This is a genomic window from Paenibacillus sp. JNUCC 34 (assembly GCF_058269055.1).
The window spans coordinates 463,769-490,291 of sequence record NZ_CM177770.1 but is presented as its reverse complement, the minus strand read 5'-3'; the positions used below and the strand labels follow the sequence as shown (position 1 = coordinate 490,291).

At 46.2% G+C, this 26,523-nt stretch carries 19 protein-coding genes; all 19 read right to left on the bottom strand.

The genetic code is table 11. The features are described 5' to 3' along the window. Positions 1 to 13: 13 nt before the first annotated feature. Positions 14 to 517, bottom strand: coding sequence for a flagellar protein FlgN (locus tag AC2TF5_RS02170; RefSeq protein ID WP_491300648.1), 504 nt, complete (start codon positions 515 to 517; stop codon positions 14 to 16). 11 nt (positions 518 to 528) lie between these two features. After that, positions 529 to 813, bottom strand: coding sequence for a flagellar biosynthesis anti-sigma factor FlgM (gene flgM / locus AC2TF5_RS02165; RefSeq protein ID WP_491300647.1), 285 nt, complete (start codon positions 811 to 813; stop codon positions 529 to 531). A gap of 139 nt (positions 814 to 952) precedes the next feature. Beyond that, positions 953 to 1,366 carry a TIGR03826 family flagellar region protein gene (locus AC2TF5_RS02160; RefSeq protein ID WP_491300646.1) on the bottom strand — a complete coding sequence of 138 codons (414 nt, stop codon included), beginning with the start codon at positions 1,364 to 1,366 and terminating at the stop codon, positions 953 to 955. A gap of 111 nt (positions 1,367 to 1,477) precedes the next feature. Beyond that, on the bottom strand, positions 1,478 to 2,356 hold the full coding sequence (locus AC2TF5_RS02155) for a ComFC family protein (RefSeq protein WP_491300645.1): 879 nt from the start codon (positions 2,354 to 2,356) through the stop codon (positions 1,478 to 1,480). A gap of 25 nt (positions 2,357 to 2,381) precedes the next feature. Then, positions 2,382 to 4,274, bottom strand: a complete 1,893-nt coding sequence (locus AC2TF5_RS02150) for a helicase-related protein (protein ID WP_491302787.1) — start codon at positions 4,272 to 4,274, stop codon at positions 2,382 to 2,384. Positions 4,275 to 4,656: 382 nt separating this feature from the next. Further along, the gene (locus tag AC2TF5_RS02145; protein ID WP_491300644.1) at positions 4,657 to 5,088 is read right to left on the bottom strand and encodes a hypothetical protein; all 432 of its coding nucleotides are present in this window, start codon (positions 5,086 to 5,088) and stop codon (positions 4,657 to 4,659) included. A gap of 195 nt (positions 5,089 to 5,283) precedes the next feature. Further along, on the bottom strand, positions 5,284 to 6,006 hold the full coding sequence (locus AC2TF5_RS02140; RefSeq protein WP_208917482.1) for a response regulator: 723 nt from the start codon (positions 6,004 to 6,006) through the stop codon (positions 5,284 to 5,286). Between the two features lie 4 nt (positions 6,007 to 6,010). Then, complete coding sequence (locus tag AC2TF5_RS02135; RefSeq protein WP_208917481.1) at positions 6,011 to 7,165, bottom strand: sensor histidine kinase; 1,155 nt, start codon at positions 7,163 to 7,165, stop codon at positions 6,011 to 6,013. Positions 7,166 to 7,210: 45 nt separating this feature from the next. Continuing rightward, complete coding sequence (locus AC2TF5_RS02130; protein WP_491300643.1) at positions 7,211 to 9,910, bottom strand: stalk domain-containing protein; 2,700 nt, start codon at positions 9,908 to 9,910, stop codon at positions 7,211 to 7,213. Between the two features lie 319 nt (positions 9,911 to 10,229). Beyond that, positions 10,230 to 11,432 carry a methionine adenosyltransferase gene (metK, locus tag AC2TF5_RS02125; protein WP_491300642.1) on the bottom strand — a complete coding sequence of 401 codons (1,203 nt, stop codon included), beginning with the start codon at positions 11,430 to 11,432 and terminating at the stop codon, positions 10,230 to 10,232. A gap of 233 nt (positions 11,433 to 11,665) precedes the next feature. Then, on the bottom strand, positions 11,666 to 11,956 hold the full coding sequence (locus AC2TF5_RS02120; protein ID WP_491300641.1) for an alpha/beta-type small acid-soluble spore protein: 291 nt from the start codon (positions 11,954 to 11,956) through the stop codon (positions 11,666 to 11,668). Between the two features lie 104 nt (positions 11,957 to 12,060). Beyond that, entirely contained in the window at positions 12,061 to 12,564 is a 504-nt protein-coding gene (locus tag AC2TF5_RS02115; protein WP_491300640.1) for a hypothetical protein, read from the bottom strand. A gap of 281 nt (positions 12,565 to 12,845) precedes the next feature. Beyond that, positions 12,846 to 16,355, bottom strand: a complete 3,510-nt coding sequence (locus tag AC2TF5_RS02110) for an S-layer homology domain-containing protein (RefSeq protein ID WP_491300639.1) — start codon at positions 16,353 to 16,355, stop codon at positions 12,846 to 12,848. Positions 16,356 to 16,734: 379 nt separating this feature from the next. Beyond that, positions 16,735 to 17,079: a hypothetical protein gene (locus AC2TF5_RS02105; RefSeq protein ID WP_491300638.1), complete on the bottom strand. Its 345-nt coding sequence runs from the start codon at positions 17,077 to 17,079 to the stop codon at positions 16,735 to 16,737. 151 nt (positions 17,080 to 17,230) lie between these two features. Further along, on the bottom strand, positions 17,231 to 21,112 hold the full coding sequence (locus AC2TF5_RS02100) for an S-layer homology domain-containing protein (RefSeq protein ID WP_491300637.1): 3,882 nt from the start codon (positions 21,110 to 21,112) through the stop codon (positions 17,231 to 17,233). A 197-nt stretch (positions 21,113 to 21,309) separates the two neighbouring features. Next, positions 21,310 to 22,434 (bottom strand): MraY family glycosyltransferase, encoded by a 1,125-nt coding sequence (locus tag AC2TF5_RS02095; RefSeq protein ID WP_491300636.1) that lies wholly within the window; start codon positions 22,432 to 22,434, stop codon positions 21,310 to 21,312. Positions 22,435 to 22,548: 114 nt separating this feature from the next. Beyond that, positions 22,549 to 23,307, bottom strand: coding sequence for a WecB/TagA/CpsF family glycosyltransferase (locus AC2TF5_RS02090; RefSeq protein WP_491300635.1), 759 nt, complete (start codon positions 23,305 to 23,307; stop codon positions 22,549 to 22,551). Between the two features lie 4 nt (positions 23,308 to 23,311). Next, positions 23,312 to 24,436, bottom strand: coding sequence for a polysaccharide pyruvyl transferase CsaB (gene csaB / locus AC2TF5_RS02085; RefSeq protein ID WP_491300634.1), 1,125 nt, complete (start codon positions 24,434 to 24,436; stop codon positions 23,312 to 23,314). Beyond that, the gene (locus tag AC2TF5_RS02080; protein ID WP_491300633.1) at positions 24,412 to 26,430 is read right to left on the bottom strand and encodes a DUF5693 family protein; all 2,019 of its coding nucleotides are present in this window, start codon (positions 26,428 to 26,430) and stop codon (positions 24,412 to 24,414) included. The genes csaB and AC2TF5_RS02080 overlap by 25 nt, the downstream gene beginning before the upstream one ends. Positions 26,431 to 26,523: the final 93 nt, after the last annotated feature.

Here is a 26,523-nt window from a genome sequence, read left to right as displayed (position 1 = left end):
AAAATCCTCCTGTTTACGCTCGGGTATCGAACAGGCCCGGCCGTCCTGTGCTGCCGCCTTTGTCAGACGGGTGATGATATGTGACCTCGTCCTGTGATGACTTTCCAGTCAGCATGTCGAGGGAGAAATCGATGAAATCGAGAGATTGCACCAGCAACTGCTGATTCAGATCATTCTTCTCCTTTAGCTCATGAAGCGTGCGGGACAAGCGGGACTGAACGTCTAGCAGCTTCTCTTTTTCCTCCGGATCGAATACGAGTCGTGCAAGCTCAGTTAGTGTTAACTCCAGCTGTGACTTAACTCCCCGGCTCTGCAAAAAAGTATACGCAGCTTCGACGCGATTCCTCTCCAGCTGCTCAATCGTCTTCATTCCTTTAGACTCTCGATTCAGCAACTGGACGACGGCATCCACATCGTTCTTCATAATGGCCTGTTTCTTATCGTCAGCCACAGCCAGCATGTCGTTATATACCATTTCTAGCCGCTGCAGGGAATCAATCAATACCTGTACTGTCATATCAGACACCTTTAGTTCTCAGGAAACTGCTTAAAATAAGGCAGCAGCTTCTCCGCAAGTTTATCGGCACTCACTTGATAAGTCCCCGAGGAGACCTGTTCTTTCAGGGATTGAATCTTCTCTATGCGCGCCGGATCGCCAGCTCGTTCCTGAGCCTGAAGCATTTCCTTCGCTTCCGTTGAAATAGACACCTCGTCCTTGCGACGAGTCTTATTGTGTTGTTCCTGTCGGTGGGCCTCCATATTTCGTTGGTACGATTGGACAGCGCCAACGCGTCCGGTTTCGTTAATCTTCATAACGCTCACCTTCCTTTTATATAGAAAAAACCTGTACATACATTCTACAAAGAACTTAGAATAATGTGAAAAAACCGATAACCTTTACTAAGATTATCGGTCGGGAATGAAACATAGTTAATAGTTCGATTGTAGCGTTTTAGTATTTTCGTAATTTGTCAACTGCTCTATAGGTATGATCGTTCTTCTTACTTTGACTGTCGTTTCCAGATTCGTCATCCGCAGAAACGCTTCTTAATTCCTTCGTTAACCGTGTTCTGCACGATTCACACATATTGCTCTCGCGTATCAACGTTCCGCAAACCTCACAAGGATACGACAAATTCGGTGCGTTAGCAATTGAAATCCGCCCTTCACGAATAAACTTTGTGATCTGACGAATCGTAACTCCTGTCGCTTCGGATACTTCATGGATTGTAGCACCCTTTGTATCTCGTAAATATTGAGCGCAATCCTGGTACTCTACCTCAATGCCTTTTAAACAGTCAGAACACATATCCCGGAAGTTCAGCGCGTACAATTTACCGCACCGAGGACAATTCCCTAAGTTCATACTAACCGCCCTCCATGACGCATAGATCCTTTGATACCCCTAGATTAACTTATATTAGTCCTTGCGTCCATATTTTGCAGGAAAAATATTACGTATTTATTCCTGATTCTATCAAGAGCGTGCCCATGTCAGACTATACACTTCTACCAAGATTCCTTGTGCCTCCCCCGCGGCCTTTAGCTCTCTGGAACAAGCATTAACGGTGCTACCCGTTGTATAGATATCATCTATTAATAATATTCGTATTGGAAATGTACTGTCCGTTGGGACCTGGAATGCTCGCTGGGGAAATCTTGTATATGTATGGTTTGCTTGAAAGTCTAGTATTTCTCCCGCTTCCGGCATGCAGCGAAAAATCCCCTCCATATCTTTCAATCGATTCATCCGGCTCTTGAAACTCTGTTTGTCTGTGTGCCGATCACGCTGGAGCATTTCAGCATACGGTATCTTACAGGCAGCGGCCAAGCCGCGCGCAAGTATCTCTGCTTGGTTAAAGCCCCTTTCCTTAAGTCTCGTCTCACTAACTGGAACCGATGTAACGAGATGGGCACGCCAGTGCAAACCCGACTTTTTGACAGCATCATGTGAAGATATGAATAACTGCCATCTCTTTTGTGCCTCTCGCTGCAACTGATGGTACGCCCGCTCCAACATGCCAATCAAAAGAGGAGCATAAGACTCGTTCCCACGGTATTTATACTGTGCCAACCACTCCCTCATATCGGCGTTATATGCCGCTGCGCTTCGGTTACATACAAAATGCCACGGTTCAGTGCTCTCACGGGTACAATCCGGGCAACCAATATGTCTTCCGCAATACATACATCTTGGATTCGTAATCCACGGAATCGATAGGTAACATGTTCTGCATAATCCGAGGTGTTCACGTGACAAAGCTGTCGTTTTACCGCAGGTAAGGCACTTCTGACCAGAGACTGCCAGCATTCGGTGGAATGGTTTCAGAAATCGGTCCAGCGTATCCATTAGCATGATTATTGGCCTCCTAAGCTCTCACTCATACTTTCAGATAATTCCCCTTCCTAGCAATCCGGTTCATTCGCTTGATCTGGTTCACAGCCAAACGCTGAGACCGTGTCCATTGAGGTGAGCCAAATACAACCTTCCCTGCTGGATCATCCTTGGAACGGCCGGCCCGACCGGCCATTTGGATCAGCGCCGCTTCATCAAAAAGATCACTGTCTGCATCCACAATAAATACGTCACTTTTCGGCACGGTGACACCACGCTCCAATATCGTAGTCGTTACAAGCAGACGGATATCACGGTTTCGAAACGACATCACTTTATTTCCTCTGCCGGGGTCCACAGAAGATGTTCCTTCTATCGTAGTTTCCGAAAAATAGCGGCGTAACAGCTGCAAAAACGAATCAATATGGCGGATGCGCGAAACGAATAAAAAGACTTGGGCTCCCCGGTTAAGAGAGCTTTTAAGCTCACGCACCAGACTTGAAGGAAGGTTCTTTTGCGTCAGACAACGCTGGATGGAGGGGATTTTGAGAGGCTTCGGCACAGGCAGGGGATGACCGTGAAAACGTGCGGGTACTTTGGCATGAGGCAGTCTCCCTGCAGCCGCCTCACGCTGTAGCTTCGAGGGCGGGGTCGCGGACAGGTAAATATACTTCCCACCCGGCTTACACGCTCCCTTGGCGGCAAAATCCAGCATCGGATCGTTATGATACGGAAAAGCATCGATCTCATCAATGACAACCAGATCAAAAGCGTGACGGAAACGCAGCAGCTGATGTGTCGTCGCCAAGGTAATGCTGCCTCGCTTCCAGCGGTCCGGGCTTCCTCCATACAGCGTCACGATGCTCTCACTCGGAAAGGCGGTGGCTAGTCGTGGTGCTAGCTCCAGGACCACGTCTCTTCTAGGCGCTGCCACCAGCACCCGCCCGCCCGCTTCCAGTACGGCTTGAAGCAGCGGGAAGATCATCTCGGTCTTCCCGGCGCCTGTCACCGCCCAGATCAGAAAGCGGGCGGCCGCGGAGCCCGCCTCCGGCGGCTCCGCCAAAAACCGCAGCGCGGCGCCAGCAGCGACGCCTTGCGCTGCGCTTAGCCCCCACCGGCCCAAGGCCCCGGTGGGGGAACCCCCGGCCGTGCCGCGCACGGCCGGTTGCGCTGCGCCCTGCAGCAGCAGCGCACAAGAGCGGCTGCGCCCCATCGCGAGGCAGGCCTCGCAATAGGCGCAAGCCGCCGAGCCGCACGTGGCGCATGCCGTGCGGCTAAGGGCCTCGCTGCCGCAGCGCCGGCAGCGAAGGGCCATTGCCCGGCTGCGGCGCAGCCAGCCGGGCTTCTCACGCGGGGCGGGCTGTGCCAGCCCCGCATCCAGGCGCAGGCGGCCCAGCAGGCAGCCAAGCTGGGCCGCGGCAAGCCAGCCGACGGACAAGTCCGCGCCGGCCTGTGGTCGCGCGGCATCGTGCGGCGCCGCATCGCGTTCTGGAAGCTTCACACAGTCAGAAGCCTCCTCCAGCAAAGCCTCCACCTCGCCGGCCAGCAGTGCCCGTCCTTGCAGTCGTTCCCCTAACTCCTCCGCTTGCACAAGCAGCCTGTCCCACACGATAGCATCCTCAAATCCGGTATTTACTCCAGCTATTTGCTCGGACGTCCACATCACCATATCCTCAGCCTTGCCTATCAGTTGTTCTCCCTGACCTTGCGGCTCTGCGGCTAAATGCACAGCCAGAGACTGCAGCACATATTTGCGCCATTCGTTTAAACCCCAACGATCCATCACTCGGTTTCCACTGAATCTTTCCCTCAAACTGACTGCCCAGTCCAATGGCAAACTCCAGGCTAACAGGACAAACCGTTCTACTAATTGCGTATTCAGCCACCACTGTACATCCACTCGGACGTCCAGCGATACCTCAATTCTCCAAGCCCCCATACTCTTCACCGCATACAAAGCTGCCTGCACCAGACATCCTCCTTTCAACCTCTATTTCTAGCCATACAAATCTCAATACAGTGTGACTTTTCAAAACGAAGGTCGTGTACAAAAAGCTTGCCTTTCTCTTCTACAGACATATAACTAATCGCTGTCAATTCAATAGTAGTTAAATAATAGACGAAATTGCTCAATATAACGGAACGTGAGTCCGCTCGCATACTTCGGCTTCATACCCAATGGAACCATTGCCTATCACCTGACACCTACCCCCTCGTAACGCAAAAAAGCACCCTCCTCTCCCTTTAAAGGTTGGAGTGTGCTTCACGCCATAACATCTATAGCCCGGATAACAAAGCCGACATAACCACTTTCCTGCCGCCTAACCCTGTACATAGGGGATTCGGACAGCCTCACTTGGGATTCGCAGATCAATGCGAATAATATGTTCATCACTTTCAGAACTTATCTTCTTTATACCCTTGTTCGCGTCCTCATCTGAATTCAAGTCGCCAACATACAGCCCTATACCGGACAAGTTCGCCAATCTGTTCACAATTTCCATCGTACCATCATCCGACCGGTCATCAAGGACGGTAACGCGCACCCGCGTCCCGCTTAGCAGGGCATACAGTGAAAGGGCTCTCAAATACCATTCCACCTGCCGCTCATGGTTGGATGTAATCAGCATATAATGTTTCCGTGTACGCAGGTCTTCCGGCGATCCTCCACGACGCCGACGGGCATGCAGGATGTGTACCAACGCGACTGCGATCCCGTATATGGCCAGTATCCACAGTAAATGGGCAACCATGAGACTCACCTCCTTCTCTTGCCGACAGTATATGCCGAACAAAGAAAAGCGGTGACAAGGATGACACTGAAGCCCACACATTAGCCCCTGGTCACGGCACTCATTCTATTCCCACAAAAAACACAAAAGGAACCGCCACTTCCTGGCGATCCCTTCCCCCATGTGTACAGCCATGTCCGTGCTTCGGACGGCGGCTTACAGTGTCACCCAGCCATATTTGATGGAGTTGATAACCGCTTGCGTGCGATCGTCGACCTCCATCTTTTGCAAAATGCTGCTGACGTGGTTTTTTACGGTTTTTTCACTAATGAATAGGTATTCCCCGATCATCTTGTTGCTCTTACCCTCAGCCATCAGACGAAGCACTTCAGCTTCGCGGCGTGTCAACGGGTTATTCTCCCCAGCCACAAATTTAACGCCAGCTTCACGTGTACCGCCTTCCGCCATAGCTCCGGCTTCATTCACGTAAGTCATGCGGCGAAGCTGCTGGATAAGCTTACCCGTTACTTTCGGATGAATGAAGGCATAGCCCTCGTGAACGGAGCGGATCGCATTGATCAGCGATTCAGCTTCCATATCCTTCAGCAAATATCCATTTGCCCCTTTACGGAGCGTCTCAAACACATAGCTCTCATCATCATGAATAGAAAGAATAATAACTTTAATCTCAGGAAATAACTCACGCAGCTTCTCGGTAGCCTGCACGCCATTCTCCGTAGGCATATTGATGTCCATCAGAACGATGTCCGGCTTAATCTGATTGCAGAATTCCAGCACCTGAATGCCGTCTCCACATTCACCGATGACGTCAATGTCATCCTCCATATTTAAGATGCGTTTCAGCCCTTCACGGAAAAGCTGATGGTCATCTGCCAAAAGCACTTTAATGACCGGGTTTTCATTCTCGAAGTTTTCCATCCTGTTACTCCTTTCTCTTCTCTACGTTCGTCGGGATATGGATAATGATCTTAGTACCTTGATTCTCAGCTGATTCAATTTCCATTCTCCCTTCGAGCAGTTCGACCCTCTCCCGCATGCCGATTAACCCAAAGTGATCCTTGCTCTTCTGTTCCAGTAATTCAACCTTGAATCCTAGTCCGTTGTCTTGTACTACGATTTTAACCATTTGCGCCTGATATGTAAGTTCCACTAGCACATATGTCGGGTAAGCATGTTTGGCCGCATTTGTAAGTGCTTCCTGCACCAACCGGTAGATGGCCGCCTCCATCGCAGAAGAGAGACGATGCTCCTTGCCACGTGTTTCAAACAACATGCGGATTTTGGTTTTCTCTTCAAAATCATGCACGTATTTACGGAGTGTGGGGATAAGCCCCAAATCATCGAGTGCCATCGGACGCAGATTAAAGATAACTTTGCGCATTTCTTCAAGGCTGGATCGGACCTGCCCCTTCAAATCTACTATTTCGTCCTGGACCATCTTAAATTCCTGCTTAACAAGCATTCTTTCTACAATTTCCGTCCTAAGAACCAGATTAGCCAGCAGCTGTGCCGGTCCATCATGGATTTCACGTGCAATGCGCTTGCGTTCTTCCTCTTGAGCCAAAATAATCTTCAACCCAATAACCTGACGATTCTTGGCGGACTCGATAATCCGGGACACCTGTCCGAGTTCCCCTGACAAGTATTCCAACACTACACCCATTTGCGATCCGATGGATTCCGCTCGTTCCACCGAGCTCTCGACACTGCGAGCCCGTTTCTGGAGCTCGTCGCGTCTTGCTTTCAAGTACATTTCCTTCTCGCGATAAATCATGAGATCAAGCTGAAGCTGCGTTGCCTTCTCGTACGCCTGCTTGATGTCCTCTTCCTTATACCGGACAAAATCCCGGCTGACTTCCGTCAGCCGGATCCGGGAACGGCGGTAGTTCAGTTCCAACTGATCTACCTTCTCCAAGGTTTCCGTCGTTTCTTTCAATACCTGCTGCAATTCCTGATTGAGAGACACGAGCTCATCGCGCGATGTCTCCAATATTTCAAACATCTGGTATTTGCTGTCTTCCATCACTTGGATGGCGTTCTTTATGACACGGTCGATGGCATCAGCTTGATAATCCACGCACTCTACTCCATTTCTAACGTTTCATACACACATCATACCATATCATGATTTGATCGTAACGGTCTTCGTGTTCTTGTCCCATTTTACATTAAGGCCCAATTGCTCTGATACAAGGCGAAGAGGGACCAAAGTCCTACCGCCAGAGATGATAGGTGCAACCGACGCCGATATCCGCTTGCCATTTAAGACAAAATCCTTCTTGCCAACCGTAAGATCCATCAGCTTTCCGCCGCGAAGTACAGTTACACGCTGAGCTGATGAGTTCCATTTAGCCTGACCGCCAAAGGCGTCCAGCACGTGTTTGATCGGAACGTATGTTGTACCATTTTTCAGGATTGGAGCCGAATCAATAGCTACTTTTTTACCATTCATTGTTAATGATTTCTGACCAATTGTCATGACCGCTGTACCCGTTGGCAACCCTGCATCACTCGAAAGCGCAGGCATCGTAAACCGGATATCGTCAAAAGATACCGAACCGGTCAAAGCACGCTCATCCTGTCCTTCCTCCACGTTGACTACGTACATTCTTTTCAACTGTGCCGGGAAAGCAATGTTATAACCGCTCAGATCAATACTGAGTGTTTTCCAGCCGGTCCAATCGATCACTTTAGCCAAGTCAACATATACAGTTTTACCGTTGTTGTCTTTTAACTCCGCGCGGAGCCAGTTTAGACTATTATCCCCGGCCACGTCAAGCGTCATGGCTGTTGCCGCTGCCGGTATCGTTTTGCCGGTAGAGTTGTTTAACTCGGCGTAGGCGTACATTTTCTGCCCAATTCCACCGTTCATATCGTAATCCAGTTTCAAAACTTTGGAATTTGCATGAGTGCCGCTTCCCTTCACAACCGATGCGTTTCCGGTTACCCCAGACACATTCGTTGTAAAGTTAATCGGATAGTTCACATTTTCAAAATCCTCCCATGTGCTTTCCCCTGCTGCTGAGAGGATAACAACGGTGCTGAACCCGTCATAACGGGCGATAGCGTATCCTACTTTCGTATTCGCATTTACAGATGAAACGGTTAAACGGCCGTCCGTTACTTTACCTTTAAAACCGATAAATTCCCACTTGAGCGCGCTATCCGGAACCTCGATGCTCTTTCCATTGTTCAGTGTGGCTGTTACGGGCACAGAAACGGTTGTTCCTGCTGCTAATGGTGCTGCTGCTGTGCCGACCTTCAGGGATGCTACATCGGCTCCGCCAAGCACCTGTACCTGCATGGTTGCTTTAGCGTTTCCGCTAACAGCAGTTACCGTCGAAGTTCCTGGCGACACTGCTTTAACGTTCTGTCCACTCACCTTTATGTTGCCATTGCTAGACTTCCAAGTCGGATTCATAGATTTCATGTCAACCGGGTTATAGTACGTATCATAGCCTTTCAGTTGGTAAGAACCCGTCTGCCCGATTAACAGAGTCGTGTCACCGCTAACCTTAAAGCCCTTCAACGAACCTTTAGGTGCCGTAGAGAACACACCGAGCGCATTGACGATACTGCGCTGAGCCGTACCATATTCCGTGTTAAACGTTAAAGTTGTGTTCATCTCGGCCAATGGACGGTTAACCATCGTTGTCGATCCACCACCATCCAGATTAAGTCCCTTCCATACGCCGATTTCGGTCATGAAACTCTGCAGCTGTCCGAGTGACATGCCTGCACTTCCGCTATGTTTTTCCGTAGCAATCAGATAAGCGTATCGGCCATCTTTGGAATAGCCCACCGCTGTACGCGCACGATAACCACCGATGCTACTGACGTCCCGCGAGAACGATGACGGTTTTCCGTCATTTACCAGAATCGTATGCCCGCCAATCATGATCTGAAGAGATTCTGGATTAATCTGCTTACCGGTTTTCTTGGAGACTAATGAATAATCAGCCGTAAGTTTTTGTCCGACCGCCAGATTATTTTTCACAAAATTGGCCGCTGTGCCATGTGTCCGCAAAATATAGCTTCCTTCCGGAATGGACTTCTGGATGCTGGCTTTATCCGAGATTTCTGTAATGACTCCATCCTTTACCATGACTTCGGTTGGCGTGGTTGAGCTGTTTGTCGGACGCTCTACTGCTTTCCATGCACTAGTATATATATAGGCTGCATTTAAATGACTAAACGTGGAAGACGTTCCTTCCGGTACATAAGCCGATTTGTTCATGCCAGCAAGCGTAAATTTCTCACCATTCTCCGCGGTTACGCTGCCGGAGAACGTAAATTCATCAACCATCGGCGTGCCGTCTTTAGTCACTGCAAATGCGTACATTCCCTTCAGCACTGACGGTGTTGACATAAGCAAACCACCGGATACTTGTCCTCCCATAGGAGCACCTTGTGCACCGGTATTAAAAAAATCACCATTGATCGCCGCAACTGCACTGTTTTCCTTCGCCATCCCGCCTGTGCTCTGTTTCGTCGTAAAGTAACCTTCTTTACCTGTCATCACGTCGAGCTTCACGTTAGAGTTCTTCAAATCTACTCGAATGACGTTAGCGAGTGACTTCTGTGAACCTGCTGTGAATTGGTATTTCATTAGAATTGTACCGGATGTAATAATTTCTTCACCTAACTTTTTAGCTGAAGATGAAGCTGCCTCTACTACCGAAGAAGATAGTGGCCCATTCAGCACCGGGATTCCATTTCCCAGTACCGGACCAACCCAGATGACACCAGCAAGTGTAATAACCAACCATTTTTTCCCCGAATGACCTTTTGGTGACGGATTCAACTCTTCCTTACGCATCATGATTATTGTAACTCTCCCATCTATTAGTCCTAGCGACTCTACTGCAGAACGTTTTAAGTCTCTAATTAATAGACTGATTTTAAGAGGAAAAGTTACGAAAAAGGTCCGATAATCTACTAGTTTCGCAAAATTATTCTTGGTTTTGTACCAAATTTCAACATATTGAAACTAGTAACCACTGAATGACTCTACCTGAGACAAAAAAAGAAGCTGATACCTGAGATTCAGATATCAGCTTCTATATAGTTTTACTAGTAATTGTTGCTTCATGATTCGGGTATTGCTTACGTCCGAATCTTGTTTAAATGAGTCGTTTTGCTTAGATGCCTGCTTGAGCTTTCAAAACATCTGCTTTGTCCACTTGTTCCCAAGGCAACTCCAGATCGGTACGTCCGAAGTGTCCGTAGGCTGCAGTCTGCTTGTAAATCGGACGGCGAAGGTCCAGCATACGGATAATGCCTGCAGGACGAAGGTCGAAGTTGTTACGAACCAGCTCAACCAGTGTTTCTTCGCTTACTTTACCAGTACCGTAAGTATCTACACTGATGGAGACAGGGTTAGCTACACCGATCGCATAGGCAAGTTGAATTTCGCATTTATCAGCCAAACCAGCTGCAACGAGGTTCTTAGCTACGTAGCGAGCCGCGTAAGCTGCAGAACGGTCCACTTTTGTCGGATCCTTACCGGAGAAAGCGCCGCCGCCATGACGAGCATAGCCGCCATATGTGTCAACGATGATCTTACGACCAGTCAGACCGGCATCACCTTGAGGTCCGCCGATTACGAAACGGCCTGTTGGGTTAATGAAATATTTGGTTTCTTCATCAAGCAGTTCCGCAGGAACGACTGGAAGAATAACTTGTTCTTTAATATCCTTCTGGATTTGCTCCAGTGTAACTTCTTCTGCATGCTGTGTCGATACAACGATAGTATCTACACGCACTGGCTTGTTGCCATCATATTCAATCGTAACTTGTGTTTTACCATCTGGACGAAGGTAGTCCAGTGTACCGTCTTTACGCACTTCCGACAAGCGGCGTGCAATACGGTGGGACAACGCGATTGGAAGTGGCATCAATTCAGGTGTTTCGTTCGTAGCAAAACCGAACATCAGACCTTGGTCGCCTGCGCCAATGTTCTCGGTTTCCTGATCCACTTGGGAAGGGTCACGATTCTCCAGTGCAGCGTTTACCCCTTGCGCGATATCTGCTGACTGCTCGTTAAGCGATGTCAACACGGCACAGGTATTGTAGTCAAAACCGTATTTTGCACGGGTATACCCGATTTCCTTCACGGTATTTCTTACGATGGACGGGATGTCCACATATTCGGATTTCGTGCTGATTTCACCAATGACCAACACTAGACCTGTAGCTACGGACACTTCACATGCAACCCGTGCGTTGGGATCGTTGGCCAAAAAAGCGTCGAGTACCGCGTCGGAAATCTGATCGCAGATTTTATCCGGATGTCCTTCAGTTACGGACTCAGAAGTAAATAAACGTCGCCCTGTTACAGACATGAGATCAACCTCCCATATGGATAGTATGTTTAAGAAGAGATCCTACACAAAAAATGAACCTTTTCCGATTGGAAAAGGTTTGAATGTACAATCCTCAACATGCATATTAACTTATTTGAAACCTGGTGTCAATCCAGTTTTCAAGCCATTTTTCAAGGATTTTCGCGATTTTTCTTTACATTTACAAACGACAAAATATTCATGTAATAAGTACTTGTATTCTGTGAAAAATACTACAGTTGACCATACATGCTTTGCTCAGCTTGTCGAACCAGACGCTTCGTAATTTCTCCGCCTACAGAGCCATTTTCACGAGACGTTATATGTCCCCAGCCAGGACGGCGAGACGACGAATTCCCACCAATAGCCCCCAGTTCAGAACCAAACTCAGTATCAGCTCCATATGAGCTGCTGCCATGTCCTACGTTCAAACCAAATTCTGCAGCAATCTCATATTTCATCTGATTCAACATGTGGCGGCTTTCCGGTACGACCTGTCTGTTATTACGTCTGTTATTAGCCATTTCAATGCACCTCCTGCAATGTTGTTTACAGGAGTATTATTTGTGGTTTTTATCGTGCATACACGTATAAAACGTTGTCACATCTGGCAATAATTTGAGTAGGACTACTTAATGGTGTATCCACCGCGGACCATGACAATCAGATTGCTCTGCTGCCCTTCTTTAACCTGAATGCCCCGACCTTCACGTGGGAACGAAAGCAAATGGTTCTTAGGAGCAGCTTGTCCATTCAACAGGTCCTTACCATCTGTAAGATCGGCAACACCACTGGCAACTTCCGTGTAGATCACAGCATTACCTGAACGCACGATGAACTCCGTTCCTGCATCGGCAATCAGAAGCTTGCCAGGTTTCAGTGTTACGTTCTTGACTTCTTCAGCACCTTGGGATGGTGGAGTCGGATTCGTTGGGTTCGTAGATCCTCCACCGCCACCGTTTAGGGCTTGCTGAATTTGTTGGTCTACATAGCTCTTGGTTACGACAGGATCGTCGGTGGTGCCGGGTTGGCTTGTTCCTGCCCCAATGGCAGTGTTGCTATATGCTGCCCCGATCCATACGCCAGCTCCAATCGCCAGTGCAGCCAGGGACACTTTCCAATATGATTTCATGTTAGTCTAGTTCCTCCTCTGGTAATCTATCTCATTTTACTATAAAGAAAAAACGGAGTTGCGACAAGTGAAACCTCGCGGTTGATATATCAGAAACGAGGCTGACTCAATTGTTGAAGACGTCTTAACACTCTTCATTTGGGAAGCTCGGACTTAATTATAGCTGTAGTTTTGAATTGGTAAATCGGAATCGATACAAGTTCTCTGTTGTTATTTTGGATATAAAAAACACACCAGAGAACATTTTGTTCTCTGGTGTGTTATGGATGTTAATAAGTTAATTAAAGAACGATACCGGAATTTAGTTGAGCTTCTCTGTCATTGTTATTTGCGTCTTTGAAAGTAACTTTAGCTTTCAAACTTTTACTAATAACATCTTCAGTGCCCACGTTAACTACGAAGCTGTCGCCAGCAACAAAGCCAATAACGTCTTTAGCTTCACCATTAATTGTAACTTCCTTGACTCCAGTGATATCTTTAGTCAATTTAACAGTCAATTGACCTGGTACAGCCTCTTTACCACCTGTAAGTTTGAAAGTCGCAGTATCAATTGCTCCTGTAGACTGACCTTTTCCAACTTTGTATTCCAAGTTTTCAGTTTTTGCAACTTCAGCAACGATCTCTTCAACTGTAGCTTTTTCATTTACTGAAATTGCGTTTCCTGTTACTACAACGTTAGCTGATTGATCAGCACTATCAACTTTGGTCAATGAAACCGAAATCGTATCACCATCAACTCCAGGCTTCACAGCAGTTACTTTCAGACCAATTTGATCTGCATAGGATGCAACAGCAGCTTCGCTTGCTTTAACCGCAAAAGATTTAACTTTTACAGACTCAGCAATTGTAGAAGGAGCAGATACTTGATATTCGTCAGATTTAGCAGCCTTTGCATCTGAACCCAAAGCAATCAGGTATTGTGCGTCACTACGAACTTGAACCGAGATAGGGTTAAGTTTAGCTTTAGGGTCTTCAATTTTAATTTTAACCTGATTACCATTAACTGTAGCAGTGTAACCATCAATCGGGCTAATAATTGGGGAGTTTTTCTCACCAAGATTTCTAACAATAAAGTCATTTTTAACATCAGCATTAACTTTAAGATTTGTAGAGAAAGTCACAATGAATTCATTCTCATCATTTCTGGATTTTTCCACTCCTGTTACTCTAGGAGCTACAGTATTGTTAGCTGGCAATTCGATGCTGCTAGACAGGTTAAGTTTGTTGTTAGAATAAGTCTCAATGGAGTTATTCGCGAACAAAGTGATATAACCGCCATTTTCGTCATCGTTAGTTTTCAAAGTTACTTTATTTTCATCAATGCTTACAGAAGCAGGGTATTTACCGTTAACGGTGAAATCGCTAGTGCTTGCAGAAGCAATTACTTGGTTAAATGTAACTTCGAAAGTTTTAGCATCTTTTTGCTTAGCTTCAGTTGCTTTCAACTGATTCTCTGTAGCAGTACCCAAATCTTTAGTATCCAAGGAAACGAATTGACCTGTTTTGGACTTAAGACCTGATGTAGTGATGGACTTAACAGATCCGTTTGGACCAAATGTAACTCTAGTTCCATCAATGTATTCTGGGAACTGAAGCACTACAGACTTACCGCCGTTAACAGCATTTACAGTAACTTCAGTTGGCAGAGCAATTTGTTGTGGGCTAGTTGCACTATTCTTTTGGAATGAAAGGTAGTAATGAACTTTACTTTGGAGAGTAGCGAGATCCATTTCTCTACCAAAGTTCAAAGTAACTTTACGAGTTGCTTCGTTATAGTCCATTTTGTTAATTGTTGGATTCGCAGTATCAACAGCTACAAACGTACCATTATATTCAACCATAGTGTTTTGCAGTGCAGTTCTGTCTTTTACATCTTTAATCTTCAAATCATAAGTACCGTAATCAAGTGTATTGAAGAAACTTACGTAGAAGATTTTGTTAGATGAATCAGCAGCCACTACATCTTTTACAGGAATAGTGTCGCTACCTTTTTTAACAGTGAAATATTTCTTGTCATTTGCATTTACAGCTTTGTCAAAGCGAACAGTCAATGTGTTTGTTCTGTCAGCTCCGAATGTAGTTTCAACAATGCGTGGTTGAACCAAATCAACAGACGCAGTGATTTTATGTTCTTTCACAGCATTTGCGTTACCGGAGTAGTCTTTAACTTCAACAAACAATGTTGACTCATAACCTGGCAAACGGTTGTCTGAAGAGAACTCAACTTCATACACGTTTGATTCGATTTGAGTAACTGTACCTGTTTTCTTGCTGTCGCCATTCTTCCAGTAGAAGCTGTCTTTAGTTACAGAAGCTGGATCGATTTCTTCATCGAACGTTACAGTTACTTTTTCCAAAGTAGCAGTAATTTCAGTAACCTTAGGACCTTCAGTATCTACGGCAACAGTGAAGTCTTTAGTGTCAGCCAAAGATTTCAGACCAGCATGGTCTTCAATCATGGAAGTTGTCAATTTGTGAGCGCCAACAGCGATTGCACCTGTGTAGTCTCTCAAAATTACTTCTCTTTGGTTTGCACCTAGAGTTACAGAACCAACAAACGCTTTGTCATCCATTTGGAAGTTGCTGCTGCTTGGATTTACAATCGGCTCAGAGAAAGTTACTTTGACAACTTTAGTTCCCAGAGCTTTTACTTCAGTAACTGTAGGCAAAGTGTTGTCAGAAGATGTGAAGGAAACTTCACCTTGTGGCAATACAGAACCGTTGTCACCTTTAACGTTCTTAACAACTACTTTATAAGTAGTACCTTGGGAGAATTTGCTGGATTCATTCAGCAAGACACGTACAGATTTACCATCTGGCAACAAGGTAACCGATTTGATTCCTTTGGAGTTAGAATCTACAGAGTAGTTGCCTTTGTCAGTAGCAGTTGCTTTGTCAACTTTACCGTCAAATACTACTTCAACTTCTTTCAGGTTGCTGGAAGTTGCGGATTCAACTTTAGTTGCAGAAGTTACAACCCAAGTTACACTTTCAGCGTAATCGTAGTTGTTGTATTGGAACTTCACTTCAGTTGCAGTGTTAGCTTTCAGAGCAGTTTCAAGTTCTACTTTAACAAGCTCGTTGTTAGCAAGTTTGAACTCAACTACTTTACCGCTATCTTTAACTTCGTAAGAAACTACTTTTGGTTTCTGCTGTTGAATGTGAATTTCATAAGCAGTGTCAACCAATTGTGCTCTTGTAGCGTTAGCTTTAGCGTTCACGCTAGGCTCGATGATCTTAGCATCGATTGCTGCTTGAACATAACCTTTAGCCCAATCGGATGCGTTGTTGTTAGGGTTAGCTGGCACTTCAAGTTTCATAGCACGAACCAATACGGCAGCCATTTCTTGAACTGTCACTTTACCTGTGTAGTCGAAGATCATCTTAGTTTGGTTCTTACCTTGCATCAGACCTGCAGCGTAAACTGCTTCGATGTAAGGAGTAGCCCAATAATTTTCTGTGTAGCCTTTGTCTTTAAAAGACACTTTGCCTGTGATTGGCTCAAGACCCATCAAATTGGCAACCACTTTCGCGAACTCAGCGCGATTCATGTCTTTATCGAGGCCAGCAGAACCATCTGCGTAACCAGTCATGATCTTAGCTTCTTTCAAAACGTCAAACTTTTCTTGGGATGTAAGTTTTGCAGAGTCACCGAATGCAACAGAAGCAAACATGGAGAATGCCATTGCTGTAGACAGTGCTACGGATAAAATTTTCTTCATAACCTTTTTTTCTCCTCCTTGAATCATAACTTGATTATTTTCTTTAGAATGATAGCTCGTGTTACTCATTAGCCGTACACCTCCTTTCCCGAGTTGAGCAGAAATCATATAAATGATGTCTGTGACGGGTATCACAGAAACCGGTTAACGAGAGAACATTACAAACTAGAGTAGATTCCTATAATCCTACCTAGGTATTATACAATGAGTCCCCACAACCGTAAAGAACATTTTTCTAATTTATAGACAAGTTTCTTCAATCGGTACATATTGGTTTCTCATTGGGTTCTACATCTTAAACGTTTGCCAGCTGAAAAAGTTGCGGATGTTTCCAATTTTTTTTTGTTTTTTTTGAAAAAGTTTATACAAAGGACTCAAATTGAGCGTAACAACGCCAATTCGTGGCATAAGAACAAAAACAGACGCCTTTCGGCGTCTGTGTCATATTCTAGCGAATTTTCATAGCGAGCTGGATAACCCGGGCACGCATTTGAGGATCATCATTCAGCTTATCGTACATCATTTCGATCTCAACTTTATTGTCGCGGTAAGTTTTCTCATGTTTAATCGTGACGTGGGACCACTGAATTAACGCATTCTCTGCCAACGTCAGTTCATTGAACGCATCGTGAAAGCCAGTTTCCAAAACCAGACCTTCCATGATTTCCTGAGTAATCTCATCATGGACACCGCGGGCAAGCTCAATCTTCTTCTCCATGACCTTGGCTTTATCTTCAAACTGAGTCTTTGCCTTCATATAGTCCACTTGCGCTTTCGATAAAATCGGCTTCATAAATTCGTCTTCACCCTCTAAAAAATAGTATGTACTCTCGTTATTGTATAGCATTCTACATCAAATTACAAAGAATTGTAAATGGAAAGGGTTTACTGTCATATAAATACTGCCCTATCCTCACGGATAGGGCAGTGCTGTGTAATCTGTGTTAACTCAGGTTTTTAGGGAAAACATTAGTGCTCTTCTTCAACAGCTCGACGGCAATTTTGCCGGCTTCCGCACGGGTCAGATTACCTTTCGGATTAAAGCTGTACTGCGGTTTCTTCTGTCCCGGCGGCGTAGATGCTGAGCCCTCCATAATCTTGGCTTTGGACACAGCCATAACGGCAGGACGGGCATATCTATCGATTTTGCCGGAATCCACAAAGGATTTGGCTAATGAAGCATCAAGCTTAGCATCGTTGTTAGCTAGTTTCAGCTTCAGAGCACGGGCAATCATGACTGCGGCTTGTTCACGTGTCAGCGGCTGATCCGGACCAAACACTCCATCCGTCAGACCTGTCACAATGCCTGCTCTTGCTGCTGTCTCAATGCTGTCGTAATCCCATGTTGCGGAACGCGCACCCGGCACAAGATCCACAAACGTACGATTATTGTCCGAGTTTATAGGCAGACTCAGTCCTTTAACGAGCAGCGTTGCAAATTCCCCTCTAGTCGTATGATCATCTGTACCGAACTGTTCAAAACGTAAATTGTTCATAAACCCTTTAGAATACAGACCATTTAAAATATTGCGTGCCCAGTTATGATTCGTTATATCATTATAGCCGCGACTTAACTTCATTACTTTATAATAACCGAATTCGTCAAACGGAACGGTTATCGTATGACTTCGCATGTCCACTTCCCCGCCTATGTTTACCCATTCGCGATTTGACGTATAGCGATACACAGTTATCGTTGTACCGGCTGCATCAACCACATTAGAGTTAAAGGACAAGGTTAGTTCCCCACGTTTCGATGGAGTAATCTTACGCTCTGCAGGAGTCTGCGGATCTCCGAACAATCCTTCCACCGAATATGGCGCTAGCCCATTCGTACTAGGCGCATAGTTGGCTGAACCCATGTCACCAGCTTCCCCCAGTCCGCCACTAATCCAGTATACCTGCGAGACTCGACTAAAGTTACTCGATTGAGCTATCGAGCCAAAGTTCAGCAAATATTCATCCGGTATACTCCATGACGGAGTGCCGCTGTTCTCTCCTGTTCCAGGAAACCCGATGACGTTGCCGTAATCATTCCGGCGTTCAACAATTCCGGTTATCGGCTCTGCAATACCAAACAGAAGCTTGGTATCCGGGTAGTACTTTGAAATTCCTCTTGTATCCGTACTCTCCATTACCGTCCCTTTAGGAAAACTAAGCTGCAGTTCCTTATTAAAGACGGTATACTTTGTTGCTACTTTTGGAGCCATATATTGTGCATCCACACCTACGGTTCCTGTATAAAATACTTCGATGGTGTCCGTAACTTTTGTACCGGCACGATTGATGGTGATTTTAATCTTATTGGACTTATCCTGTTTCAATCCAACATAATCGTACACAAAGCGGTGCTCCCCTAAATCCGTACGTTTCACGGCCTTTTCATTGCCAATCGTTACCTCGGTTGCTCCCTCTGCTTCAATATCAAAGCGGACAAAGTTCTTATTAACTACGATCTGTTTACCTACTGTCGGTTGAGGAGAAAGAATTCGATATGCCCCTACTTCTCGTACCAGTTCCAATCGCTGAGTTGTCTTAGCTCCGGTCTCATTTATCAATTCCAGAGTGTACACATAGGTACCCGGTGCATCCGCGACGAGATCTTGAACCCGCATGATAAAGTCGTTCTGATTCCCAGCGAAATCATACGAATATCTCTTATTCGGATCTGCAAATGTAACCTCTGCATTTGTCGTTGAGTTCACAGGCAGGTCGACAGACAGAATCTTCTGAGTACCCATGTTCAGATTCATCTTGACGGCTCCACTGCCTCGCAGAACCAGATCATACGTATTCAGGCTTGTTGTATACTTGTTATCGTTGTAAATAAACTCAGGAGTTAAATTAAAAATCTGTTTCAACTGCGGATCATCTGCATTGAATTCTTTAGGCGGAAAGCTTGGGCGATCTTTGCCCAATGCCGGCTGAAAGTTCTTAATCGTGGATACATTGTTATCCACAATATAGATCCGCAACTCTTTCCGAATCTCCCGCGCCTGACCCTTCTCGTCCTTTCCTGTTCCGGTCAGAATAATCTTATTCTCTCCGAATACCAACGGCCCGTCGGCCATTGAAATGTTCAGATTGATATTGAATGCTCCGGTGGCTGTGTTCAGCCACGAAGGTTCGAGATTCTCGGAAGTATTTGTTGACCTTACTTTTTTACCGTTAACGAAAACCTCAGCAAGAAAATATGGACTGTTGATCGTATCTTCAAAGTCAATATACTGACCCTTGACTAGTAGTGAATTGCCACTCCCTGAATCAATCGTATACGTCTGTCCGTCAATTAGATTCTCAACATAAATGTAGTTCTTGGATGCAAAGGAAATGGTAGCATCCTTGTACGCTGTCGAACCATTATAGTTAAAACGCACCGTCTGGTTACCGTTCTTCAATCCAACGACTTTGTAGATATGGCTCGTATCGGATTTGGACGAAACATATTCTACTCTGATTGGGCTTGTTCCCAGCGGAAGATAGTTCGCTGTCAAACCGGTCAGCGGATCCGGTCTTCCGTTCGTGGTAACCAGGATGTAGAAATCCCCTGAATCTACCTTCGCTCCGTTCAGCGGCTCGCCTGCCGGGAGGTTGTCGATGTTGCCGCCTTCATATCCTTTGAGATACTTCAGGTCGGTAATGACCGTCTGTCCTCTCATAAATTGAAAGTCCATCCGTTTGCTAACCGTCTTGGTGCCGTAGGTTACGGATAAGGTATGATTCTGATCAACCAGAACCGCGCCGTTCGCATCCTTTTTAAAAGCAACATCGTTAATATCAAAAGATACTAGATAATATGAAGGTGTATTATCCTTAACGTTCGGAATAAAGGTTTCTTCCGTGAACACAGGTGTCACTGTGGTATCGTTGACCTTAATCTCGGCGCTTTCACTAAATTTCGTTTTGTTGGCTTCATCTTGAGGAATTAACATCTGCACATGAACCTTCGCGCTCTCTCTATCCTCAGTAAAGACCGGCTGTACGCCAAGCATACTTTGAGCATTGCCGGTCGAATCCAGCAGGTCGAGCTTCACGATCGGATTCTTCTCATCGTAGTAGAATAAAGAATAGTTAAATGTGAGCGTGTCCGAACCGTTCTGCGCGACCAGCTTAAGATTGTTCACACCTGGGTTCAGCTTAAGCTGTGGCGAGAAGAAGCTGCCATCCTGCAGAAGCGATGTTGACAAAGCCTGACCGTTATTGATCGATACCGTCACCTTTGTCGTGTTCATAGCTTTACCCTGCAGAGTGATCTCTTGACGGTTCACGACAATCTGAGCACCTTCATTCAAATCCAGATTGTCCGAACCGCCGAGTACTTGGAGCTTCTCCACGTAAGGGACTTGGTCAAACAGAACATAAAACGTCTCGGAACGTTCAACTTGTCCTTGCTGACCCGTAATTGTAATTCTGTTCATACCCGGATAGAGGGTAACACTTGCTCTGAAACGCTGATCCGGTCTTTCTGTGTCGAGTGTGACAACTGCTGGTGAAATACGGGCCGGATCTTCAACCCACCGATTGTTAGTCTGATCCCAGTTCAGCAGTTGAGTGTTGGCTCCCAGTGTGGAATCGGTAACCATTCTGTACGTTCCAGTTATGATCTGCTGTGATTCTGTTACTTTGTATACTTTATCTCTGGCTATTTGATTGGGCCCTTGCGTCAATGTCAAATCAACCGTATTTCGCAATTCGGAAATATCCGGAGTGAAATAACTAGTCGGCTTATCTGCTGCCGATGCGACTGGTATAAGCCCTGCCGGTATTAACGATATAACCATGGCTACCATCATCAGCCAAATAATCGGCTTCTTCGTGCGCTGCATTAAATCATCTCTCCTCTGTAAAATCAGATAAGTCTTATATCGGCACCCACCACGCCAAATTTTAGAAAAAGCCACAAAAAAGCCTCACCCTTTTTGGGTGAGGCTGCTTGTACACATTTTGTGCAAGTATATGAAATAAATTTTACGATAACAGGAAACATCTCTATAAATAGTAAATCTTCAGGCTGTAGTGCTTATTATTTCGTCCGGGATTCCGCATTCGTCTTTACACGCAACCGGTTAATCAATCCGAGCAGCGGGCGCTTGGTCTTGCCAACCAATCCGATAATCTCAGCACCGATCTGCATAAAGAACATCATAATACAGATAACTACAAAAGTGACCCAGTTCGCTTCATGCATGGCCGCCGAGGACTGAATAACAGCCAGCACACCAAAGAATCCAGAGATCCCATAAATAACTAACACAGTCTGGCGATGGCTAAAGCCAAGTTCGCGCAGGCAGTGATGCAAATGCCCTTTATCTGGAGCAAAGATCGGCTTCTTCTGAATCTTCCGGCGAATGATCGCAAAGAATGTATCCGACAAAGGCACACCGATAATGATCAGCGGCGTAATGAAGGAGACAATCGCAATCTGCTTAAATCCAAGCAGGGACAGCATGGCCAGACTGAAACCAAGGAACAACGAGCCTGCATCTCCCATAAAGATCTTGGCCGGATGGAAGTTAAAGAATAGAAATCCTATAATTGCACCAAGCAAGAGCAGACAGATCATGGCTACTGTCGTGTTACCCATCAAGAAGGACATGACCAGAATTGTGCCGATGGCAATAGCAGAGACGCCTGCTGCCAGACCATCCAGTCCGTCAATCAAGTTAATGGCGTTTGTTACACCGACAATCCAAAAAATCGTAAGTGGGATAGATATCCAGCTTTCCAGCATCGAATAACTGTCCTGAAAAGGTATATTAACAAAATCAACAGTAATATTAAATCCAAATACGACGACACATGCTGCAACAATCTGAGCCAAAAACTTTACTTTTGCTGAAAGCTGAAAGCGGTCATCCAAAGCTCCGATCAACACGATCATAGATCCGCCAACCAGAAATGCCTTCAGAAAATTCGCATCGCGCAGTGACAGACTTTCAGGAATAAAAGGAAGCACGGCGATCAATCCAAGAACAAAAGCCAGATATATTCCTAATCCGCCCAGCCGGGGCATGATTCGTGTATGCACTTTCCGAGCGTCAGGAACGTCCACAGCGCCAACCTTTATCGCGAATTTCTTCACGAGCGGTGTCAAGAGAAGAGCTAGTACTAACGACACGACAAACCCGATGATGTATATCGTTACCATGTAATCATTCAACCCCCAATATTGTCTACCGTGTTGAATTATACTCCCTTCGCAACCGAAAACCAATGCCAATTTCCGGCGGTATCCCGGATTTTCCCCACAAAATTGAGTTAATTAGCTAGTTTTAGTGACTTTTTCTTTCTCTCGCAGCACTTTAACTGCGAATTTCGGGAGCGCAAGCATTCTTTTGAACCGGGTTGGTTCCCTAAGTAAACGGTAAAACCATTCCAGCCGCAGCTTTTGAAATACCTTCGGGGCCCGCTTGGACTTGCCCGAAATAATATCAAAACTGCCGCCAACACCCATCATGACAGGTACACCGAGCTGTTCCTTGTAACGGGCAATCCATGGTTCCTGTGTGTCAGCCCCACGAGCAACAAACAGTAAATCAGGAGATACCGCTTTTATGCCCTCAATGACCTCATCATCCTGTTCCGGTCCAAAAAAACCATCACGATAGCCGGCTATAATAGCTGCCGGATATTGCATTTGTAACCGCTCGGCTGCTTCCTGAATCACTTCAGGCGTTGTTCCAAGCAAGTAGAACTTCCATCTATATCTTTCTCCGACTTTCATCAATTCATGTAACATCTCAAAACCAGTAACACGCTCCGTAAGCGGATCACCGCCTACCCCCGCTGCCCATACGATACCGGTGCCGTCAGGAACAATCAAATCAGCGTTTTGCATCATTTTCTTATATTCCGGATCATCCAGTGCAGCCATCACCATAATCGGATTAGCAGTAATCACCTGATGTGGACGGCCGGAATTGACCGCTTCCGTTAAGTGTTTTACCGTATCATTCATATTCAGCTTGGAAAAAGGTATACCGAAAATAGAAACGCTCGGAATCGTAGTTGTCTGCTTCACCTTATCACCTTCTGTTACCTAGATATTCAACAATATGCCGGGCAGGAAGCTGAGCTTCCAGCTTGAGTTGTGTAATCTGAGCTTCATGTTCTTCTTTCCATGCCTTCAGGCCATCCAGCAGTGATGTCATGTGCCGAGTAAGATCCGCGGGAACAAGAGAATCACTGCTTCCTACTGCTGCACTATGGAGTCGATTCAGAAAATGATCGATCTTCGGATCATACGATATTCCAATGAGCGGTACTCTCTGGTTAGCTGCATAGATCAGGCTGTGCAGCCGCATGCCGAGAATCAACTGACAACGGCTTACCTCACGAAGCATGTCCTGCGGCTGCTGCTCTTCCCGGTAGAAACTTATTACTCCGCCGTATGATGTAATATCACCCATCCTGTCGGTAATATACCGGGAAGCTTCTTCATCATCCGGCTTATGAAACGGAAGGAACCGAAGATGCACAGGCCGTTTTTTCATCAGTTCCTTCAGGCCATCGGCTATTGCGTTCAACTCCCGGCGTTCCGGATCCCAGAAGCGGACAGAAATTCCGATAACCGGAAGCTCGCTTATGTGTCCATTCACTGAGGCTGTACTCTCAGGCAGCGGCAGGCCCATGACCGGATCGGGTACAACGTGGATGTCCTCAGCACGAATTCCCATCGATTGGAGAAGCTCGCCTGATTGAACATCCCTAACCGATATATAAGAACATTTCCGGAATACGGATCGAATCATCGGATTAAAAATCTTGCGGTTTACAGGCCCCACACCTTGTGCATATACAAAGGTTGGCTTCCGGAGCCACTGTGCCATTTTGATAATGGCCAGATAATAGGGAATCGTCTTCGGGCTGGTCGCATCCTGCAGCAGACTGCCGCCCCCGCTAATTAATCCATCACTTTCCTTAATAGCCCGTCTAACTTCGCCCAGCTGCATCCGGTGAACTGATCGTACACCGTACATCTTCGAGGTCCATTCAGGATCGATAGAAAGCACGACAGGCTCGATCATGATACCTGCCGCCTTTCCCTGTTCTTCCAGAGCCGTCAGGATGGACTTTAGCACCGCTTCATCGCCACTGTTCTTAAATCCGTAATACCCGGAAATGACTATTGTCTTAGAAGTGGAGACCATCTTTTCCAGATCCTTTCCGCGATTTGCCATACATAGATAGCAATCAGACCAATAATTAATCCGAGCACAAGACCAAGCAGGCCGCGAACCGTCGAAATGTAAATCGGCGAATGAATATGGGTGAATGTTCCGACGATAGACAATTGACCCATCGCACCGAATATTAGCAGATATGCCGCATGGCGGTATTTGAATGACAGGAACAGACCGAGCAGCATGATCGGGTGTGCGAACAGGAATTCTTTATTCCGTGGACGTACACCGAAGGTATTCTCCAGGAATGAACGGAATGCCATTTCAATGGACGATACCGACCCTGCATTTCCCGTACGGCTCAAGTAATACATTCCAGCGACACCCAAGATACCAGCAGCGACAACCATGGCAATATTGATCGGCGTTTTGAGCAGTGAAAGCACACCACCACGAGTTGCTTTACCACCGCGGTACAGCAGCACATATATCGCCGTCAAAAGCATAGGCGTCATTGCCAGCAGGTTAACTCCACGGAACTGATCAAGCACCAGCATGTAAGTTACATTATTAAGCAGCGCGATCACGAACGGTACGGCTGCAAGTGAAAGAATAGTTGTCTTGAGGAACAGCACAATCGCATGTGTCACTCGTCTTCCAACGCTCATATCTGACAAAGACTGGCTGCCTTCGTTTACTTTTCTTATCGCGAGTATCATGGCAACCGTAGGTCCGCTGATTGATGTTGCCAGAGCCAAGGCCTGTTCCATCATTTCTGGTCTCAACACGTATAGACCCGCACTTCCAATTAATCCGATCACAAAGGCTGGAATCGCCAGGAAAGGAATAAAATAAGAGATCATTAGTGAAATTAGTGCAATAGCACCAACCACAGCCACAGCTTTAAAGTAACGCTGCATGGAGGAATCAGTTACCTGGAATGCCTCAGCTTGTCCGATCGTAAAGCCATTATCCTGAATATCCTTTATCGCATTGCCCGGTTCCGTCAAGCTCTCAATCAGGTTATCCATCTGATCCGTGATCGAAGCTATTGTTGTATCTCTGAGCGGTTCGGCGTTCAAATAAAACATCCGAATGTTCCGGTCTTTCGATGCCAACACAAAGCGATCACTAATGACTTCCACATCCAGCGATGCATCTCTTTCGCTAAGGGAGTATAGACGCGCTACGTTATAATCCGTTAAATAGGCAAGTGTATTGAAACCTTTTTGTTGTTTCTTAATATTTTCGATCGCCGTAATCCCGATGTTATGCTTCTTCAGCAGTTCTCCGAAGGCTTCCAGACTTTCCATATCCTCGTCGTCACTAAAGCCTTTAACCGACTCACCGTCGAACAGGATACGTGTAACCCCATTGTCGGCAAAATAGGCCATGAGTTGTTCCATATACGCTTGATCATACGGTGTGCTGTCTGACAAACGTGGAACAATGGCAAAGCCTTTATCCCGAAGCATTTTGAACGTAATTGGATCTGGAGACATCGGCTTCAGCACAGCATTCGATCTAGGTGTCTCCAGTATCAATCCCTCAGCATCGTTGTAGGTCCATGGACGAACTGGTATGCCTAGTCTCGTAAACGTCTCTTCAATCAAAGGTTTAATATGAGTTACGCTTTCCTCATTAGTAAAGGCAACGTACGTATAATTCTCGTTAGGGGAGATGACCTTTCCTGTCAGATCGGCCACTTGCTGCCCGTCGTATAGCGTGATCCGCCGTGATTTGACGAACTCATCCAGCGTACTTTCAAATAAAGCCATACTGCCGACACCGGCCTGCTTCAACCGGTCTAGCTGCTCTGCTATATAATCTTGCGGACGCGTCCGATATACGGAGATATCTACCAAGTCACGATAATCAAACACAAACTCGACATTTTTGGATGTCGATTCCGTTTGTAAGCGGTCATAGCCTACAGGCAGGGCGGCCGCAACGCCCAGAACAACCAGAATCCACAGCCACTTGCGGGCGGCGATATTCCAGCGTTTCCAATTCTGATACACGAAAGTTCCTCCTCATTGAACTTACGGGATTCTTCCGCCTCTGAACATTCAAATGCGAAAGAATCCCGGTCGTTTAAATCTCTATTATTTATT

Bases quoted from the DNA above. Each gene is read 5' to 3' on its own strand.
- AC2TF5_RS02170 (WP_491300648.1), bottom strand. From the start codon at position 517: ATGACAGTACAGGTATTGATTGATTCCCTGCAGCGGCTAGAAATGGTA.
- flgM (WP_491300647.1), bottom strand. From the start codon at position 813: ATGAAGATTAACGAAACCGGACGCGTTGGCGCTGTCCAATCGTACCAA.
- AC2TF5_RS02160 (WP_491300646.1), bottom strand. From the start codon at position 1,366: ATGAACTTAGGGAATTGTCCTCGGTGCGGTAAATTGTACGCGCTGAAC.
- AC2TF5_RS02155 (WP_491300645.1), bottom strand. From the start codon at position 2,356: ATGCTAATGGATACGCTGGACCGATTTCTGAAACCATTCCACCGAATG.
- AC2TF5_RS02150 (WP_491302787.1), bottom strand. From the start codon at position 4,274: ATGGGGGCTTGGAGAATTGAGGTATCGCTGGACGTCCGAGTGGATGTA.
- AC2TF5_RS02145 (WP_491300644.1), bottom strand. From the start codon at position 5,088: ATGGTTGCCCATTTACTGTGGATACTGGCCATATACGGGATCGCAGTC.
- AC2TF5_RS02140 (WP_208917482.1), bottom strand. From the start codon at position 6,006: ATGGAAAACTTCGAGAATGAAAACCCGGTCATTAAAGTGCTTTTGGCA.
- AC2TF5_RS02130 (WP_491300643.1), bottom strand. From the start codon at position 9,910: ATGATGCGTAAGGAAGAGTTGAATCCGTCACCAAAAGGTCATTCGGGG.
- metK (WP_491300642.1), bottom strand. From the start codon at position 11,432: ATGTCTGTAACAGGGCGACGTTTATTTACTTCTGAGTCCGTAACTGAA.
- AC2TF5_RS02120 (WP_491300641.1), bottom strand. From the start codon at position 11,956: ATGGCTAATAACAGACGTAATAACAGACAGGTCGTACCGGAAAGCCGC.
- AC2TF5_RS02115 (WP_491300640.1), bottom strand. From the start codon at position 12,564: ATGAAATCATATTGGAAAGTGTCCCTGGCTGCACTGGCGATTGGAGCT.
- AC2TF5_RS02110 (WP_491300639.1), bottom strand. From the start codon at position 16,355: ATGAGTAACACGAGCTATCATTCTAAAGAAAATAATCAAGTTATGATT.
- AC2TF5_RS02105 (WP_491300638.1), bottom strand. From the start codon at position 17,079: ATGAAGCCGATTTTATCGAAAGCGCAAGTGGACTATATGAAGGCAAAG.
- AC2TF5_RS02100 (WP_491300637.1), bottom strand. From the start codon at position 21,112: ATGCAGCGCACGAAGAAGCCGATTATTTGGCTGATGATGGTAGCCATG.
- AC2TF5_RS02095 (WP_491300636.1), bottom strand. From the start codon at position 22,434: ATGGTAACGATATACATCATCGGGTTTGTCGTGTCGTTAGTACTAGCT.
- csaB (WP_491300634.1), bottom strand. From the start codon at position 24,436: ATGGTCTCCACTTCTAAGACAATAGTCATTTCCGGGTATTACGGATTT.